This window comes from Bhargavaea cecembensis (assembly GCF_000826125.2).
GTDB classification, from domain to species: domain Bacteria; phylum Bacillota; class Bacilli; order Bacillales_A; family Planococcaceae; genus Bhargavaea; species Bhargavaea cecembensis_B.
In genome coordinates, this window is sequence record NZ_LN651371.1 from 296,977 (window position 1) to 315,204 (window position 18,228).

An 18,228-nucleotide genomic window follows, 5' to 3' on the forward strand; every position below is an offset into this window, starting at 1 on the left:
GCAAGATACGTTGCCTTTATCAGCCGGAACGTTATCTTTATCGGACAAAGCGTTATTTTTATCCGAAGAAACGTTATCTTTATCCGTTCCCCCTCTACCAAAAAACGAATCCCGCACTCGGGATCGTTATGGTTCACCTGTGAAAAGTCAATTCGTGTTTTGTTGAAATTCATCCAGCAAACCGCGTGCTTCATCCGTCGACTTCGTGCTCATCAACTTATTCCGCAATTCGCCGGCACCATGGAAGCCTTTGACATAAATCTTAAAGAAGCGATGCAGCCCGGTGATCGGCCGGCGGATGTCTTCGATATACTGATCGTGCAGATCGAGGTGCAGCCGAAGAAGATCAAGAAGTTCATTGCTGCTGTGCTCCTTCGGCTCCGTTTCAAAAGCGAACGGGTTTTTGAAAATCCCGCGGCCGATCATGACCCCGTCCACGCCGTATTTCTCCACGAGCTCCAGGCCGGTCTTGCGGTCCGGGATGTCCCCGTTGATTGTGAGCAGCGTATCCGGCGCCACGCAGTCACGCAATTTCTTGATCTCCGGGATGAGGTCCCAGTGGGCATCGACCTGGCTCATTTCCTTCCGCGTCCTTAAATGAATCGACAAATTCGCGATGTTTTGTTTCAGCACGTGCGTCAGCCATTCTTCCCATTCGCTGATCTCTTCGAAGCCGAGACGTGTCTTCACGCTGACCGGCAGGCCGCCTGCTTTCGCTGCCTCGATCAGTTCAGCGGCGGCGTCCGGGCGCAGGATCAGACCGCTCCCCTTGCCGCGCTCGGCCACATTCGGAACCGGGCAGCCCATGTTGATGTCGACGCCCTTGAATCCGAGCTCCGCCATGCCGATGCTCATTTGGCGGAAGAATTCAGGCTTGTCCCCCCAGATGTGCGCAACCATCGGCTGTTCATCTTCCGTGAACAGCAGCCGGCCGTGCACACTTTTAATTCCTTCCGGATGGCAGTAGCTGTCCGAATTCGTAAACTCCGTGAAAAACACATCCGGACGGCCGGCTTCGGCCACGACATGGCGGAACACCACGTCCGTCACATCTTCCATCGGCGCCAGCACAAAAAATGGGCGCGGCAGATCGCGCCAGAAATTATTGTTCATTTCAAGTTCAGATCCTCTCGTTCACAGATGCAATTATTTATGAATCGTACCAATTAATCAGTTGAATTTCCAGCCATGAGACTGCCGGAAAACGGCCCGTCCGCTTGCAGGCACCGAGTTTGCCTAGACTTCATTAGTGGAAGAACTAACAGAAGCGGAATTACATCAGGCCGACATCACGGAGGAGGTTAAAGTTTGTGACGAGTGAAGAGAAAAATGTTGCGGAGTTGATGCTTGATCAATTGTCCCTGTACGGGGTGAAACGGATTTACGGAGTCGTGGGCGATGCCAGCTTCGGGCTCATCGACGCGCTGGCAAGACAGGATCAGATCCAATTCATCGCATGCAAACATGAGTCAACGGCTGCGTTCATGGCGTCCGCGGAAGCGAAGTTGACCGGCGGGCTCGGCGTTTGTACGGCGACGATGGGACCGGGTGCGACGAACTTGCTGAACGGACTCGGAGATGCACACGCGGATCGTGCGCCCGTCCTTGCGCTCACCGGACAGGCACCGACTGATAAAATCGGCAAGACCGTCCCGCAGTTCGTCAACCAGCAAGATCTCATGAAGCCGTTCGCTGCCTATTCGGCCAATGTGGCGAGTCCCGACGCTGCGCTCGATCTTCTGGAAAAAGCGGCGGGCACTGCACTCAACCAGCGGGCCGTCACTCATCTGTCCGTGCCAAAGGATCTGTTCATGGCGCAATCGGAAGCCAAACCGCGGCCGTTGCCGGAAGTGATTGAAGGAGCCTCCGTCTTTACGAAGGAAAGCCTGCAAAAGGCGGCGGATATCATGAAATCAGCGAAGCGCCCGATGATTCTGGCAGGGTCCGGGGCGGCAGGAACTGCCGAAGATCTCAAGAAACTGGCGGAACATTGGGGCGCCGGCATCCTGGCCAGCCTCGGCGGAAAAGGGCTGGTGGAAGAATCCTTCCCGCACATGCTGCAAGGGATCGGCGAAGGCGGCAACCCGCATGCCGCCGGCTTATTCAAAGAAGCGGACGTGGTCTTGCTTGCGGGCACGACCTGGTGGCCTGAAGGCTATGTCCCGGAAGATGCCCGGGTGATCCAGATTGACCGCCATTTCGATCAAGTCGAGAAGAACATTCCCGTGAAAATCGGAATCACCGGCAAAACGGAGGAAGTGCTGCCCATCTTAGTGGAAAGTCTCTCGGGGTTCTCCCGCGCGGAAGATTGGATGAACCGGTGCCAAGAAGTCAAGGAGAAATGGGATCGTCAAAACGAAGAGGAAGGCAACACCGAAGGTTATCCGGTTCACCCTTCCCGGATCATCCGGGCCCTTGACCGCACTGTGGAGCGGGACGCCGTCCTGGCGCTGGACACGGGAGACAACACCGTGTGGACGAACCGCAACTTCAGGCAAACAGACCAGACCACCTTGTTCTCCGGCTACTGGCGGACGATGGGCTTCGGCCTCCCGGCTGCCATGGCGGCCAAACTGGTGAACCCCGAAAAACAGGTTGTGGCGATTGTCGGAGACGGCGGCCTGCAGATGGTCCTCGCAGATCTGCTGACCGCCACCCGCTACGGTCTCGACATCACCGTCGTCGTCCTGAACAACGAATCACTTCAGATGGAAGTCGACAAGCTGAAAGTCCTCGGGGCAAAAGGCGTCGGGACCGATCTGACCAATCCGGACTTTGTGAAGTTGGCCGAAGCTTGCGGATGGACAGGATTCCGGCCGGAGTCGGAAGAGGAACTCGAGTCGGTGATGGAGAAAGCGCTGAACACCGGCGGACCGGCGCTTGTGGACATTCCGACGGCGCAGGCGTTTTTCCCGGAGACGGAATAAAAAAGTTGAAGGGGGCTAAATGCCCCTTCAACTTTTTTGCTTTCCAGCTACTTTCTGCCCTCACTTAAGGAATGACTACGACATTATCCTGGGTAATGGTTTTCGTGAAGGTTTCAGCGAGGGGGTTTTTTCCGAGAGAATCGTCAGTGAGAACCGGTTCCTCGTTATGTTTTACTTCTTCCGGGACGATGGTGAGGGTGGACGTTTGGTCAATGTTGGTTTCTGGGATACTCACGTAGACTTTGTTGCCGTTAATCACATTGCTCCAGCTACCCCAAATATAAACAGAGGCTTCCGTTTCGCCAATTTTAAGGCTCATCATATCTGTAAGCCGTTCAGCAAGATTAGTATTGAACTCTTCCCACCAATCCCGCTGTCCATCATCTTCATAGAACGTATCGTTAAATATAGTAGAGATGTCTTCGGAAAACGTAAGTTGGATCTCATGGCTTGTGTTTTCGCCAGGCGCTTTGATCACATAATCGGCGGAAACAAGGGCCGGCCCTACATTATCATGAAACACACCGGTCACCATGACATTCTTAGGCGCTTCTGTGCCGTTGTTCGCTGCAAATGAGTTGCCGACAATAATATCGCTGTTTATGGTTTTGACATTTTGCGTGATTTCGAACGTATACTCCATATCCGCAGAAATCGGCCCTTCCGGCGATGGAAGCGTAATAGTCACGTAATTCTCTTCGCCATAAATACTTGTCCCTTCAGGCATCGGACCGCCGTTGAACCTGTAATTCGAAAGATCGAGGGTCGTTTTGCTCATGTTCTGAGGATAGATGATCTTAATTACGTTGTTATCAATGCTGATATTCTTGATTCTCTTGTACTGCGGCTCCCTGACGTTCACCTTGATCGAGGCGGTCAGATCGGTACCGGGGAAATTCCCGGTGAGTATATATGATCCCACTTCGTCTTTGTTGAGATCCTCTGTGTTCCACACGACGGCAGCAGTGGACTTGAGTCCGCTCTTCAAAGTCACTTCGACTGTTTCCGGCAGCTTCGGCATTTCCCCTAAATTAACGGTAATATCCGCCAATCCACTGACGGACTTAATCGGGAATGGGTAAGGCTCTTCCGTATCCAATCCTTCGGAAACTTTGACGGCGCGAACCATGAATGAAGCAAACTGCGAGCGGCTCGTGGTTTCAAACGGACGGTAATGATTGGCATTGGAAATCCCGTTCTCAATAATGATTTCAATGGACTTGGCATAAGCAGTTTCTCCATCATAATAAATATTTGGAGTGCCTCCCTTGTCTTCAAAACCAAAAGCCCTCACCAAGACTTCTGCAATCTGGTCACGCGGCATTAATTTTGAAGCGTTCAGCCTGTTATTGGAACCCTCAAAGATTCCTGCGTCTTTGACAATTTTCGAATAAACCACGAGTTCTGCATCAGCCCAGTCATCGGGCACATCATCGAAATTCTCCACACCGTTGATGTTGTGCTCACGCACATACTCTTCAAGCGTCATGCCGCTCTTTGAGACGACATACTTGCCGAGCACCTTTGCCACGTTGCCGCGGTTCAACTTTTGATTCGGCTTAAATGTTCCGTCGTTATAGCCGGTCATTACACCTAATTCATTGGCTTCCAAAACGTTTATGTAATGTGTGCTCCAGTTAGGGACGTCCGTAAATGGATAATCCGATATCCACCCGTAGTACGGAGCAGCCGAGGCAACCGGAACAATCGCTGAACCGACAAGGGCAACGCTGGCCGTTGCCATGGCAAATCTTTTGTAGGTCTTTGTTTTCACCCAAACCCTCTCCTTTTCTATGTTTAAATGCATACGAATCCATATACAGAAAATTATACCATATTTTCCGTACTCCTTTCTCTGAAGTTTAATAAACAAAAAATCCAGTGTGGGAAAATTCTATTTTCTTCCCCTGACTCATCAAGGCTACATCTTTTCCGGGACGTCTGACTGTTGGACTTCATCATAAAAGTGACACTATTGTTTCCAAAAAACATCATTGAAGCACATGCGAAAGTGGAGATTAGGCTGGCTGGAAGACACATCCCACCGGGAGCAATGGCCGATCCCTCACTCTGTGGCCGTCTGGCTTTTTTCGCATATGTATAGGGAGACCAAACGAATAAAGGAAGTGAACTGCATGCCGAGCCAGTCGGTGCATTCGCTGATCACCCAGACGCCCGAGGAAGGATTTGCGTTAGCGGTGAAGCTTGCACAAAAAGGCATCACGGTCACACAGCCATCCGAAGAAGTCCGGGAAGTGCTGCGGCCCGCCTATTCCACAAACCCGGACAGTCTGATCGCCTCCTCCCAAGTCATCGCCGTCCACTTCCAAACAGTTGCCGCCGCCAATAATTATTGGCGGCAGTGGATGCCTTATTATCAGTAAGATTGTTCGGGTTAAAAAATCACTTTGCACAAATTCACAAAGACCCCCGAGCTGTTCGTCCGGGGGCATAGAATTCATTTCACTATTCACTTCAATTCTACCAACGCAACGGCTTCTACATGACTCGACTGCGGGAACATATCCACCGGCTGAACTTCTTTCGTCTTATATCCTCCGTCTTCCAGAATCCTCAGGTCGCGTGCCAAGGTCGCCGGGTTGCAGCTGACGTAGACGATGCGTTTCGGGCGGTGTTCGAGGATGGTACGGAGCAAGTGCTCGTCGCAGCCTTTTCTCGGCGGGTCGACGACGAGGACGTCGAATCGCTTGCCGTCTTTGTACCAGCGCGGGATGACGTCTTCGGCGGCACCGGCTTCAAAGTGGGTGTTCGTGAAGCCGTTAAGTTCGGCGTTGCGTTTCGCGTCCTCGATCGCCTGCGGGACGATTTCGACCCCGTACACTTCCTTCGCTTTTTTCGCGAGGAAGAGGGAGATCGTACCGATGCCGCAGTAGGCGTCGATGACGGACTCGTCGCCGGTGAGGCCGGCGTACTCGAGCGCCTGGGAATACAGCACTTCCGTCTGGTCCGGGTTGATCTGGTAAAACGAACGGGCGGAGATTTCGAACCGGACGCCGCCGATTTCGTCGGTGATCACTTCCGGGCCGAAAAGCGGAATTGTTTCGTCTCCCATGATGACGTTCGTTTTCCGGTCGTTGACATTCTGGATGATCGACGTGACGTCCGGGAGTACGCCCCGGATGAGTTCGACGGCGGCGTCTTTCTGCGGGAACTTGCGCTTACGCGTGACGAGGACGACCATCGTCTCGCCGGTCGCCTTCCCTTTGCGGATGACGACGTGTCGCAGGAAGCCTTTATCTTTATGTTCGTCATACGCCTTGAGGCCGAGCTTATGGAGGCCGTGCTTGATCGCGCGCATGACGACGTCGGCCTCGGTCGACTGGATGAGGCACGTCTCGGTGTCCATGATCGAGTGCGTCCTGCTCCGGAAGAATCCGGCGACGACTTGGCCGTCACGCTCGGCGAACGGGATTTGTGATTTATTGCGGTAGCGCCACGGGTGTTCCATCCCTTTCACCGGGTGGACCGGTACGTCCGGAAGTTTGGCGATCCGGTCCATCACCTCGCGGACCATCTTGCGCTTGCGCTCGAGCTGACCTTCATACGACAAGTGCTGGATCTGGCAGCCGCCGCATTCCGGGAATACGGGACACGGCGGCTCGACGCGGTCTTCGGATGCTTCGATGATGTTCAGGAGCATGCCGAATCCGTATTTCTTGAGTGTTTTCGTCACTTTGAATTCGACGGTCTCCCCCGGCAGGGCGCCGGGAATGAAGAGCGGGTAGCCGCCGACTTTCGCGACGCCCGCCCCGTCGTGCGTGAGGTCGGTGATTTCGGCGGTGAGCCGGTCGTTCTGCTGGACTGCGTAGGACATGGATGAGTTCCTCCGATACATGGCTGTTGGCTTCATTTTACCAGAAATGACGCGGAATGAAGAGCGGGGGGACGATATGAATCGTCTCGCCGGGCATGACCCGTTCTCCGAGTAGATAGAATCGTCCCTTGAATAGATAGAATCCGGGTCCGAATAGATAGAATCGCCCCTTGAATAGATAGAATCCCGGTCTGAGTAGATAGAACCCTCCCCCAACCAGATAGAACCCTCCCCAAATAGATCGGATCCGATGCAAATAGATAGAATCCGGGTCCGAATAGATAGAATCGCCCCCTGAATAGATAGAATCCGGGTCCGAATAGATAGAACCCTCCCCCAACCAGATAGAACCCTCCCCAAATAGACCGGATCCGATGCAAATAGATAGAATCCGGGTCCGAATAGATAGAATCGCCCCTTGAATAGATAGAATCCCGGTCTGAGTAGATAGAACCCTCCCCCAACCAGATAGAACCCTCCCCAAATAGACCGGATCCGATGCAATCGGCACAGAACCGCCCCGATGCATGTCGCACCGGGGCGGTTCTCTTTGCTTTTATTTTTTCTTCCGTTCCTTCGGTCCTTTTGTCACCGCGCCGTCGAATGGGGCCACGGCGAAGGCGGCGATGATGGCTCCGATGAGGACGATGAACGGGGCGTAGAAGATGAGAAAGTCGTTCATGGCGGTTCCTCCTTTTCGCCGGTCAGGCGTGTTCGTCTTATTTCCGGCCTTTTACGTAGTCCTTGTCGAACAGGAACATGCGGAGCAGCAGGTAGAGCGACGGGACGAGCAAGAGCAGCCCGAGGATGAAGGCGACGACGAGCGCGGTCGCCATGGCTTGGTTCGTGAATCCGTCGTAGAGCGTGAGATGCGGGTACAGCAGGTACGGATAGTGCGAGATGCCGTAGCCGTAGAAGGCGAGCGCGAATTGGCCGAACAGGAGCCAGAAGGCGAGTCCGTAGTTGCGCCGCTTCCAGAGAAGCCACACCGTTCCGAGGAACAGGAGGCCCGACAAGGCGAACATCCACCAGAAGTCGAGCAGGCGGTCATAGTGTTCCGGGTTGTGCGCCCGGAGCTCCCAGATGATGCCGCCTGCCGTGATGATCGTCGGCAGCGACCAGATGAGCGCATACTTGCGCAGCAGCTCGGTCGCATCGGGATCCTTCGCCTTGTTGGCATACCAGGTGAGGAATACGGCCGAGATGTAGAGCAGCGCTGCGACGCTCAGAACGACGATCGACCACGTGAGCGGGCTCAGGAACAGTGCCTTGTAATCGAGCACCGGGTTGCCGTCGATCATGTCGATGAAGCCGCCTTCTGAAATCGTGAGCACGATCGAGAGCGAAGCGGGCAGGATCAGGCCGGCTGCGCCGTAGACGAATGAATAGCCTTTGTGTCCACGGGCACCATAAGTCTCAAATGCATAGTACGACCCGCGGATCGCGAGCAGGATGATCGCAAAGCTGACCGGGACGAGCAGCGTCGTTCCATAGTAGAACGCCGTCGACGGGAAAAAGCCGATCATGCCGACGAAGAAGAACACGAGGAACACGTTCGTCACTTCCCAGACCGGGGACAAGTAGCGCTGGATGACGTTCGTCAGGATGCGTTCTTTCCCCGTGAGCAGGCTGTACGCGTTGAAGAATCCGGCTCCGAAGTCGATCGAAGCGATGATCAGATAGCCGAACAGGAAAGTCCACAGCACGGATATACCGAGAATTTCAAGGGTCATGACGTTTCTCCCCCTTTCGCTTTCTCCTCCGCGATGCGCTCGGCCTCACGGTCCGCAATTTCCTGTTCCACCGGATTCCTGCGGAACATGCGCCGGAGAACGACGACGCTGCCGACCCCGAGCACGAGATACAACAGGGCGAACAGGTAAAGCATCAGATCGACGTGCGCGCTTGAGGTCGCGGCGTCCGGTGTTTTCATGATGCCCCGGAGAACCCAAGGCTGTCGGCCGACTTCCGCATACCACCAGCCGGCCTCCATGGCGATGACCGAGAGCGGTCCACCCGCCACGACGACCCAGCGGAACCAGCGGGAGCGGATGAACGCCCAGCCGAGCCGGCTGCCGAGCCAGTACAGGCCCGAAACGGCGATCATGAGCATCCCGATCGAGACCATCGTATCAAACAGATAGTGGATATAAAGCGGCGGAATTTCATCTTCCGGGAACTCATTCAGGCCCGTCACTTCCGCCATCGGATTGGAGTGCGCCAGGATGCTGAGGGCGAACGGGATCTTGATGGCGTATTTCACTTCTTCGCCGTCGAGCACGCCGTACAGCATGAGCGGCGCCTCGCCCTCCGTTTCAAAATGCCATTCGGCGGCAGCAAGTTTCTCCGGCTGGTATTCGGCAAGGTATTTCCCCGAAAGGTCGCCGATGAGCAGCGCGCCGAGCGAGAAGACGAGGCCGAGTTTCACGGTCAGATGGAGCGCCTTCTTGTGATAAATATGGTCGGATCCTTTCAGCAGCCGGAATGCGGCGATCGCGGCAAGGATGAAAGCCGAAGTCATGTATGCCGTCACGACGACATGCGCCACTTTCGTCGGCATGGCCGGGTTGAACATCGCGAGGATCGGCTGGATATTGACGAGTTTCCCGTCCACGATGTCAAAGCCCTGCGGCGCGTTCATGAAGGCGTTCACGATTGTGATGAATACGGCCGAAAACGAGGCGCCGAGTGCAACCGGAACGAGCAGCAGCAGGTGTTTTTTCTGGTTGTCGAAACGATCCCACGTGTAAAGGTAGATCCCGAGGAAGATCGCTTCAAAGAAGAAGGCGAATGTTTCCATGAAGAGCGGCAGGGCGATCACCTGTCCGGCAAGCTCCATGAAGTTCGGCCAGAGGAGCGAAAGCTGCAGACCGATGGCGGTCCCGGTTACGACCCCGACCGCCACGGTAATGACAAACCCTCGCGCCCAACGCCGCGCGAGAAGGATGTAATGTTCATCATTCTTTTTGATGCCCACCCACTGGGCGATCATGATCATAAGCGGGACGCCGACGCCGATTGTGGCATAGATGATATGGAAGCTCAGCGTCAGTTCGGTGAGTGCCCGCGAGAAAAACACGGCTTCTTCATTTCCCATGCAGTTTTCCCTCCTTGGTGGAACGCATGTGAGATCAAATAGTTTTCCCACATGCTAAAACGGGTATATATCTTGGCAGTCCGGATCATCGACGTTTGATGATTCGCGGGAATTTGGCTCAGCCGCCGAAAATCCTGCCCGCAATCGCAATCAGCATAATCGCCGCGACGATGAAGGCGAGCCACATGAGCCATCGTTCCTGTTTTTTATACATCGGCGCTCCCCCTTGTCTCTTTATATCATACCCCCTGAACGGCATCTGTAACGCCGGAATCATGACGGATCCGTGGAGAGGGAATGACAAATCGGTGGATGTCCAGTGACGAAATGATGACAATGGCATTGCGAATGTTCCGAGCATTTGGTATAATGAAGGAATCAACTTAACAGGAGGTGCCGGCCATGGAACTAAGAAGAAGAGTACTGGCATATGTCACACGCGGAGAAGGGCCGGACCAGCAGCTGCTCGTCTATACCGAGCGAGACCATCCCGAAGCTGGAGCACAGGTGCCCGGCGGGACGATCGACCGAGGGGAACTGCTGATGGACGCCCTTTACCGGGAAATCGAAGAGGAAACTGGCATTTCTAAAAATGACCTGGTCCTCGTCGGCAAACTTGCAAAGAATACATTTTTCCCCCGACACCGGGACCGTAAATACGAGCGCAATATATTCCAGCTGGAATACACCGGACAAGGACCGGAAGAGTGGGAGCATACCGTGACCGGAAACGGCAAAGACCGCGGCAATGTGCTCCGGCTTCACTGGGTACCGGTCGACCATGTTCCCGAACTTGCCGGGAAACAAGACATGGCGCTCGATGCGCTTTGATCGGAAACGGGCCGCGATCTGAGATCGCGGCCCGTTTTCTTGTTTCATTTGTCTTTTGTGACGATTTCTTCCCATGTAATGTCGCCATTCTTTAGCTGTTCCCGCTTCTCCTTATCGATGAGATCGTTCGGCCGGCCGCCTTTTGGCCAGTCATCACGGTGCCCGTCGAACTCCGGACGTTCCTGCATGAGGAGAAATGCGGCGAGGTCGCTGGCATCCTGCTCCGTCAGGGAACCGGGGTCCGTCTTCGGCATGAAATCGTGTATGAATCCCGCCATTTTGTCGTGGCGCGACAATCCCGCACCATCGTTGAATGATTCATCCCCCCACAGGGCCGGCCCTGAAATTTCCCCTGTGCCGCTTCCGTCTACTGCATGACAGGCGATGCAGGCTTGCTGGAACAGTTGCTCACCGGCATCGGCATCCGGGACCGGTACATCCTCCATGGCAACAGGATCCTTCCAATCGAGCTCCGAGCGCTCGGGAATCCCTTCCGAGATGTAAGACATATAGGCCACGATCGCTTCGAGATCCGCGTCTCCGGCTTCGAACTCCTCGCCGTCCATGCTACGGACCATGCAGCCGTTGATGCGGTCCTCGATCGTCATGACCGCATCGGCCCGCTCATTGTACTGCGGATAGGAGATCGTTGATCCGACAAGCGACATCGAACTTTCTTCTAGGCCTGCGCCGGCATGGCAGCTGGCGCAGCTGAGGCCGTTCACTTTTTGCTCACCTTCTTCGGCAGAAGAGGCTTCTTTCCGCAATTCCGACGAAGTCATGTTGATGAGATCGTGGCCGCGCTGGATCGCATTGCCCATCGGCCCGTCCGGGAGCTCATCCATCGACGGCGGATTGAACGATGAGCCTTTCACACCGGATTCTCCGGCTGTTTCTTCAAGATTGCCGGCAGTCCCCGTCTCTTCCGCCTGCTCGGCCTCCTGCTTGTCCTGCCCGAGACGGATTCCCAGAAAACCGATGGTCGCCAGCGACACGACGATCAGGAAGACAAGTGTGATCCCTGTACTTCTCTGCATCACTATCTTCCCCTTTCACTAGATCAGTCCATCCCACTTCTACCCTACTTGAAAAATTGCAAAACAAAAGGCAGACCGCGTTCAGCCGCAGCCTGCCTCTTGGTTATTTCTCAACCGGCTTCAATACTTCCTCCCAGTCGATCGTGCCATTTTGGATCTGTTCTCGGCGCTCTTTTGTGATGATGTCATTCGGCCGCCCGCCGTTCGGCCAGTCTTTGTCATGGCCTTTCCACTCCGGACGATCATGCATGAGCACATAGGCAGCCAGGTCCGCGGCCTCCTGATCGGACAACGTGCCTTCCCCGCCCTTTGGCATATTGTTCTGGAGGTATCCGGCCATTTTCGTGATCCGGCCCATGCCCGCTCCGTCGTTGAACGAGTCTTCTCCCCAGAGCGCCGGCCCCGAATTCGAACCAATTCCAGACCCGTCCTCTGCATGGCAGGCAATGCAGGACTGTTTATAAAGCGATTCGCCGTCCTCCACGTTCGGCACCGGCATATCATCCATGCTGTTCGTATGGCGCCACGGCATTTCGGCCCCGACCGGCACTCCTTCGGAAATATACTTGAAGTAAGCGACCATCGCATCAAGATCCTCGTCATCATCGGCGAACTTTTCACCGTCCATGCTGCGGACCATGCAGCCGTTGATGCGCTCTTCTATCGTGACGATCTGCCCCGACCGGCCGATGTACATCGGATAGGCGGCCGTCATCCCGACGAGCGACGATGAATCTTTTTCAAGTCCTGCTCCGGCGTGGCAGCTTGTACAGCTTAGCCCGTTCACCCGCTCACGGCCGTCTTCGGCAGTCGCGGCTTCGCTCCAGAGCACCTCGGACGTGTTATTCACCAGATCAAACCCCCGTTTGATCGCTTCACCTTCAGGACCCTCCGGCACATCGTCCATCGAAGGCGGGTTATAGGCGAGCTCGCCGTCAATCCCCGGATCTTCCGACGTTTCGGTTTCCAGAGCGGAGTCCTTGCCGGCAGCCGACATCTCTGCAGACAGCCGGAATCCGAGAAAGCCGATGACGAGCAACGCCCCCAGGAACAGGGCCCCCAGTGTCAATCCCGTCGATCTCTTCATCACGTTCCTCTCCTCTCAATCTTTGTCTGTCTTTAACCTACAGGAAATCCGCTCCTCGTGCGTTGACAATCCGGTGAGCATTCTGGCGAAAAAACGAAAATGGGATAAACAGACAAACCGCATGGGGCCGGCTTTCTCCGACGACCGGCCGTCCGGATCGCCATAACGGCTGAGGCGTTGCAGTGAGTTTTATCACACTCCTGTTTCTTTCATTGCCAAGAGACTCAATTCGACACAATCGTACGATCCGCTTCCCGCTCTTCCACCCAACAAAAAACGCCCCCAATCGGGAGCGTATCCAGCCTTTATTCTGTTTCCATCAACAGATCCGCAGCCTGTGTCCTGTCTTTCTCCGGAATCCGTTCGAGCGGAACGAACATGCGGATATGGCGCGGCAGATTCTTGAACTCCGCCGGCAGCAGGCCGCCGAATTCCCCGTCCAGATTGAGCTGGACTTTTTCGTCGGAAGTGACGGTGATCCGGGACGGCTTCGCATGGATGACGAGCGGGTCATTCAGATGCTCGCCGCGGAGCGCGAGCGAGACGACCCGGATGAATTCGGCGATGTTGCACTTTTTCAGGATAAACATGCTGAATTTGCCGTCGTTGATGCTGGCGTCGGGTGCCAGCTTCTCAAAGCCGCCGACGGAATTGGTGAGCCCGACGAGGAACATCATCGCTTCGTCATCAAACACTTCCCCGTCGTACTCGACCCGGAGCTGGGAAGCGCGGATGGACGGCAGCATCTCGATCCCCTTCAGATAATAGGCGAGTTGTCCGAGCACTGTCTTCAGCTTGCTCGGGACTTCGTATGTCAGCTCGGTGATCTTGCCCCCGCCCGCGATGTTGATGAAGTGGCGGTCATTGACAATGCCGACATCGACCGGGATCGTCTCGCCGGCGATGATGATGTCGAGCGCCTCGTCGATGTCCCGGGGAATATGGACCGCACGCGCAAAGTCGTTCGTCGTCCCGGTCGGGATCAGGCCGATGACCGGGCGTTCTTCAAAACCGCTGATCCCGGCGACGACTTCATTGAGCGTCCCGTCTCCGCCGACCGCGATGATCGTATCGAATCCCCGCTCGACGGCCAGCTTCGCCGCCTCGGTCGCATCGCCTTCGCAAGTCGTCGCATGGCAGGACGTCTCATATCCCGCCTCTTCCAGGCGGACAAGCACTTCGGGGAGATGCTTCCGGAAAATCTCCCGTCCGGATGTCGGGTTATAAATAATCCGTGCACGTTTCATCTTGACTGTCCTCTCGCTTTTAAATGTTCTGTTTGAGCCCTGTTGATAGGACGCAGTGACGGGGCCGATGATCCCGCCGGCCTCACGAAAAGGAGCCGACATGCGGCCGGCTCCCCTTTTACTCCATCATATTCTTGCCAGGCCGTTTGCGCAACCCGGAGCATTATTCCGAGTTTTCAGCACCGGCGGAGCTCATGACTGCTTTTGCAGAGCCGACATGAACGTCTTGCGGATGTCCTCGTAGACCCAGAGCCAGTAGTCCGGGTTCGTCGTGTTCTGCTCCATCATGGAAGCGTACATCTCTTTCTGTTTCTCTTCAAATGCCGGGTCGTCTTTGGACGGCAGGGAGTTCTTTTGCTCCATTACGAGTTCTTGGAGCTGCGGTGCCCGCGGTCCCCACTTCGCCAGGACCTCCCCTTCGTCGTTCATGAGAAGGTACACGGGAATCGAGCGTCCGCCGTTCGTCAGCCACCGGTCGATCAGCTCGGTGTCTGCATCCCGGTAGGCAATCCTGGCATCCAGACCGGCCGCTTCCGTGATATGGCGAAGAATCGGATTGTTCATCATCGCATCCCCGCACCAGTCTTCCGTGATCACGAGAATATGCGGCTTGTTCTCCTGAAGGAGTGCAATGAATTCATCCCCCTGCGGCATTTTGAATCCTTCATATACCTTTTGGCTGTTCTCCTTGTGGGTCGTCATGCCTTCCATGTACTCCCCGAGCGGAATCCCTTCTTCAAAATACTGTTGTTCCGTCTTCATGCAAATCCCCTCCTGCCTAAATTGTACGGATTGCAAAACCTTTAATCAAATGGAAGGCGGGCAGAGGTGCCGGGGATAATAGAACAGGCTGCAGAAAAGCGGAGTCGCTTAGTCTGCAGCCTGTGTCCATTCTTCACTTTTCGATGACGCCGCAGGCGATCCGGTCGCCGGCGTCCCCTGATGGCTGGGATACATAGTCGTCTTCATCGGCGTGGATCACGAGGGCCGTGCCGGCTTCGGTGAACACCGTATTGTCTTCGCCCTCCTGAAGCGACACCTGGTCCGTATCAAACTGGACGCTCGCCTTGCCGTCCTCGTCGACTTCAATATTGTCGAAGTCTCCGGCATGGCTGCCTTCCGGACTGTCTTTGCCGTGCTCCTTGTCTTCCGGGTTGTAATGGCCTCCAGCCGACTCAAAGTCCGGCGCTTCGCACATTCCGGATTCATGGATATGGAATGCATGCGTGCCCGGCGGCAGATCTGTGGCGGTCAGGTCGACATGGACCGTGCCGTCGGCGTTCTCGCTCAGGACGGCAGTCGCCACTTCCTTCCCGTCCGCGTTCTTCAGCGGTATATTCACTTCCTCGGCGCCTTCCAAGGCGTCATCCGTTCCGGTCTCTTCTTCGTTTGCATCTGTGTCTGTATCGCCGGTTTCCTCTTCAGTTGCCTGATCTTGCGTCACGGCCGGATTGTCGCTCCCCGCCTCATCCGCCGTTCCGGCATCTTGGTCTCCGCATCCGGCCAGCAAAGCCATCATGAAGCCGCTGGCCATCAACAATTTCCACTTGTTCATTTCTCACTTCTCCCTTCTTTATAACTCCTTTCTATATTCACTCCGGCCGGACTTTTAAAACTGGGCAGGATGGGCTGTTCTCCGTGCGGTTCAAGCCGGAGAGAGGGTGATGCCTTTGGATCGTTCGTTGGAGGCTTCATCCAATTTCATCCGCCTAAAAACCAAAAAGGCCGCCCGGGGGCGGCCTTCCAAATCAGCGTTTCCTGATTTCCTGGTTGATGAGCTTGTTGACGAGCGGCGGGTTCGCCTGGCCTTTCGTCGCCTTCATGACCTGGCCGACGAGGAAGCCGATGGCGCGGTCTTTGCCGGCCTTGAAGTCTTCGATCGACTGCTCGTTTTTGTCGAGGATGTCAGTGACGATCTTGAGGAGTTCGCCTTCGTCGGAAATCTGGACGAGGCCCTTTTCCTTCACGATCTTCTCCGCATCTCCGCCATTGTCGGCAAGTTCCTTGAATACTTTCTTCGCGATCTTCGAGGAAATCGTGCCGGCTTCGATCAGCTTGATCATACCGGCCAGGTTCTCAGGCGTGAGGCCCGTCTCGGCAAGTTCCTTCTGGTTCGTGTTCAGGTAGGCGGACACTTCGCCCATGAGCCAGTTGGAGGCAAGCTTTGCATCCGCCCCCGCCCGCACGGTCTCATCGAAGAAGTCGGACATGTCTTTTGTGAGCGTCAAGACCATCGCATCATATGCCGGGAGTCCCATATCGTTCACATAGCGCTCTTTCCGGGCATCCGGAAGTTCTGGGATTTCGGCGCGGATGCGCTCCATCCATTCGTCGTCGATGGAGAGATCGGTCAGGTCCGGTTCCGGGAAGTAGCGGTAATCATCGGAGCCTTCCTTGATCCGCATGAGGATCGTCTTGCCGGTCGACTCGTCGAAGCGGCGGGTCTCCTGCTCGATGATGCCGCCGGAGAGAAGGACTTCCGCCTGGCGCTTCTGCTCATGCTCCAGCCCTCTGCGGACGAAGTTGAACGAGTTCAGGTTCTTCAGCTCGGCTTTCGTGCCGAATTCTTCCTGGCCGTACGGGCGGAGCGAGATGTTCGCATCGCAGCGGAGCGATCCTTCTTCCATCTTCACGTCGGAAACGCCCGTGTACTGGATGATCGACTTCAGCTTTTCGAGATACGCGTACGCCTCTTCCGGCGTGCGGATGTCCGGCTCGGAGACGATTTCGATGAGCGGTGTCCCTTGGCGGTTGTAGTCGACGAGGGAGTAGCCCTTATCGGTATGGTTCAGCTTTCCGGCGTCTTCTTCAAGGTGAAGGCGCGTGATGCCGATGCGCTTTTTCTTGCCTTCCACTTCGATCTCAATCCAGCCGTGTTCGCCGATCGGCTTGTCGAACTGGGAGATCTGGTAGGCTTTCGGGTTGTCCGGATAGAAGTAGTTCTTCCGGTCGAACTTCGTTTCACGTGTGATTTCACAGTTGAGTGCCATGGCGGCTTTCATGCCGAATTCAACGGCGCGCTTGTTCAGCACCGGCAGGACACCCGGGTAGCCGAGGTCGATCACGTGGGTGTTCGTGTTCGGTCCCGCGCCGAAGTGGGCGGGCGCCGGGGAGAAGATTTTCGAATCGGTCTTCAGTTCAACGTGGACTTCAAGTCCGATGACGGTTTCAAAGTTCATTACGCTTGCACCTCCCGGATTTCCGGCATCCGCTTGTGGTAATCGGTCGCCTGCTCGAAGGCATGGGCCACGCGGTACACCGTCGATTCGTCAAAGTGGCGGCCGATGATCTGGAGTCCGAGCGGCAGCCCTTCCGTGAAGCCGCACGGCACGGAGATCGCCGGGACGCCCGCAAGGTTGACGGGAATCGTCAGGATGTCGTTGGCATACATCGTGAGCGGGTCGTCGATCTGGGTGCCGAGCTTGAATGCCGGGGTCGGCGCGGTCGGCCCGATGACGACGTCATAGTTTTCGAACGCGTCCATGAAGTCGCCCTGCACGAGCGTGCGGACTTTCTGCGCCTTTTTATAGTAGGCGTCGTAGAAGCCGGAGCTGAGCGCGAATGTGCCGAGCATGATCCGGGTTTTCACTTCGTCGCCGAAGCCTTCCGAACGGGTTTTCTTGTACAGGTCCTCGAGGTCTTCCACGCCCTCCGCCCGGAAACCGTAGCGGATGCCGTCAAAGCGGGCCAGGTTGGAAGATGCCTCGGACGAGCTGAGCAGATAGTAGGCCGGAAGCGCATATTTCGTATTCGGAAGCGAGACTTCGGACACTTCCGCGCCGAGGGACTCCAGCACGCGTGCCGCTTCGCGGACGGCGTTCTTCGATGCTTCCCCGACCCCTTCGCCGAGGTACTCGGACGCGATGCCGATCTTGAGTCCTTTGATGTCGCCGGTGAGCGCGGAGGCGAAATCCGGTACGTCCACGTCAAACGACGTCGAATCGTACGGGTCATGGCCCGAGATGGCCGACAGCAGGAATGCGTTGTCTTCGACCGTGCGCGTGACCGGACCGATCTGGTCGAGCGACGACGCAAACGCCACGAGGCCGTAACGGGACACGCGGCCGTAGGTCGGCTTCATGCCGACGACGCCGCAATATGCCGCCGGCTGGCGGATCGAGCCGCCGGTGTCCGAGCCGAGCGTGAACGGCACTTCGCCTGCGGCGA

The 18,228-nt window shown here is 55.8% G+C and carries 16 protein-coding genes; 3 read left to right on the forward strand and 13 right to left on the reverse strand.

The window, feature by feature from the left end; translation table 11 throughout:
- Positions 1-147: 147 nt before the first annotated feature.
- Positions 148-1,113, reverse strand: coding sequence for a tRNA dihydrouridine synthase (locus tag BN1189_RS02040; protein ID WP_040224988.1), 966 nt, complete (start codon positions 1,111-1,113; stop codon positions 148-150).
- 197 nt (positions 1,114-1,310) lie between these two features.
- Between BN1189_RS02040 and BN1189_RS02045 the strand changes: the two genes are divergently transcribed.
- Positions 1,311-2,927 (forward strand): thiamine pyrophosphate-binding protein, encoded by a 1,617-nt coding sequence (locus tag BN1189_RS02045; protein ID WP_098049669.1) that lies wholly within the window; start codon positions 1,311-1,313, stop codon positions 2,925-2,927.
- 64 nt (positions 2,928-2,991) lie between these two features.
- Here BN1189_RS02045 and BN1189_RS02050 read toward each other — a convergent pair whose 3' ends face one another.
- The gene (locus BN1189_RS02050; protein ID WP_082194100.1) at positions 2,992-4,701 is read right to left on the reverse strand and encodes an S-layer homology domain-containing protein; all 1,710 of its coding nucleotides are present in this window, start codon (positions 4,699-4,701) and stop codon (positions 2,992-2,994) included.
- A gap of 361 nt (positions 4,702-5,062) precedes the next feature.
- Here BN1189_RS02050 and BN1189_RS02055 point away from each other — a divergent pair, with 361 nt between their 5' ends.
- Positions 5,063-5,311: a hexameric tyrosine-coordinated heme protein gene (locus BN1189_RS02055; protein ID WP_040224990.1), complete on the forward strand. Its 249-nt coding sequence runs from the start codon at positions 5,063-5,065 to the stop codon at positions 5,309-5,311.
- An 86-nt stretch (positions 5,312-5,397) separates the two neighbouring features.
- Here the strand turns inward: BN1189_RS02055 and rlmD are convergent, their stop codons facing one another.
- The 4 genes from rlmD to BN1189_RS02075 all read right to left on the reverse strand — a co-directional run bounded on the left by rlmD (position 5,398) and on the right by BN1189_RS02075 (position 9,859).
- Positions 5,398-6,762 (reverse strand): 23S rRNA (uracil(1939)-C(5))-methyltransferase RlmD, encoded by a 1,365-nt coding sequence (gene rlmD / locus BN1189_RS02060; protein ID WP_040224991.1) that lies wholly within the window; start codon positions 6,760-6,762, stop codon positions 5,398-5,400.
- A gap of 556 nt (positions 6,763-7,318) precedes the next feature.
- Positions 7,319-7,444: a cytochrome bd oxidase small subunit CydS gene (cydS, locus tag BN1189_RS16320; protein ID WP_257125357.1), complete on the reverse strand. Its 126-nt coding sequence runs from the start codon at positions 7,442-7,444 to the stop codon at positions 7,319-7,321.
- 37 nt (positions 7,445-7,481) lie between these two features.
- Positions 7,482-8,495, reverse strand: coding sequence for a cytochrome d ubiquinol oxidase subunit II (locus BN1189_RS02070; RefSeq protein WP_040224993.1), 1,014 nt, complete (start codon positions 8,493-8,495; stop codon positions 7,482-7,484).
- A complete protein-coding gene (locus BN1189_RS02075) occupies positions 8,492-9,859 on the reverse strand; it encodes a cytochrome ubiquinol oxidase subunit I (protein WP_040224994.1) in 1,368 nt (455 codons plus the stop codon). Before BN1189_RS02075 ends, BN1189_RS02070 begins: the two co-directional genes overlap by 4 nt.
- Before the next feature lie 402 nt (positions 9,860-10,261).
- Here BN1189_RS02075 and BN1189_RS02080 point away from each other — a divergent pair, with 402 nt between their 5' ends.
- On the forward strand, positions 10,262-10,690 hold the full coding sequence (locus tag BN1189_RS02080) for an NUDIX hydrolase (protein WP_040224995.1): 429 nt from the start codon (positions 10,262-10,264) through the stop codon (positions 10,688-10,690).
- Between the two features lie 44 nt (positions 10,691-10,734).
- Here BN1189_RS02080 and BN1189_RS02085 read toward each other — a convergent pair whose 3' ends face one another.
- From BN1189_RS02085 to BN1189_RS02115, 7 genes are all read right to left on the reverse strand, one after another.
- A complete protein-coding gene (locus BN1189_RS02085; RefSeq protein ID WP_040224996.1) occupies positions 10,735-11,727 on the reverse strand; it encodes a c-type cytochrome in 993 nt (330 codons plus the stop codon).
- A 103-nt stretch (positions 11,728-11,830) separates the two neighbouring features.
- Complete coding sequence (locus BN1189_RS02090; RefSeq protein WP_040224997.1) at positions 11,831-12,814, reverse strand: c-type cytochrome; 984 nt, start codon at positions 12,812-12,814, stop codon at positions 11,831-11,833.
- Between the two features lie 305 nt (positions 12,815-13,119).
- Complete coding sequence (locus tag BN1189_RS02095) at positions 13,120-14,061, reverse strand: diacylglycerol kinase (RefSeq protein WP_040224998.1); 942 nt, start codon at positions 14,059-14,061, stop codon at positions 13,120-13,122.
- Between the two features lie 192 nt (positions 14,062-14,253).
- The gene (locus BN1189_RS02100; RefSeq protein WP_040225000.1) at positions 14,254-14,823 is read right to left on the reverse strand and encodes a thioredoxin family protein; all 570 of its coding nucleotides are present in this window, start codon (positions 14,821-14,823) and stop codon (positions 14,254-14,256) included.
- Positions 14,824-14,956: 133 nt separating this feature from the next.
- Complete coding sequence (locus BN1189_RS02105; RefSeq protein ID WP_040225001.1) at positions 14,957-15,616, reverse strand: superoxide dismutase family protein; 660 nt, start codon at positions 15,614-15,616, stop codon at positions 14,957-14,959.
- Positions 15,617-15,809: 193 nt separating this feature from the next.
- On the reverse strand, positions 15,810-17,240 hold the full coding sequence (gene gatB / locus BN1189_RS02110; RefSeq protein WP_040225002.1) for an Asp-tRNA(Asn)/Glu-tRNA(Gln) amidotransferase subunit GatB: 1,431 nt from the start codon (positions 17,238-17,240) through the stop codon (positions 15,810-15,812).
- A partial coding sequence (locus tag BN1189_RS02115) for an amidase family protein (RefSeq protein ID WP_040225003.1) occupies positions 17,240-18,228 on the reverse strand: 989 nt, incomplete at its 5' end. The genes gatB and BN1189_RS02115, both read right to left, overlap by 1 nt.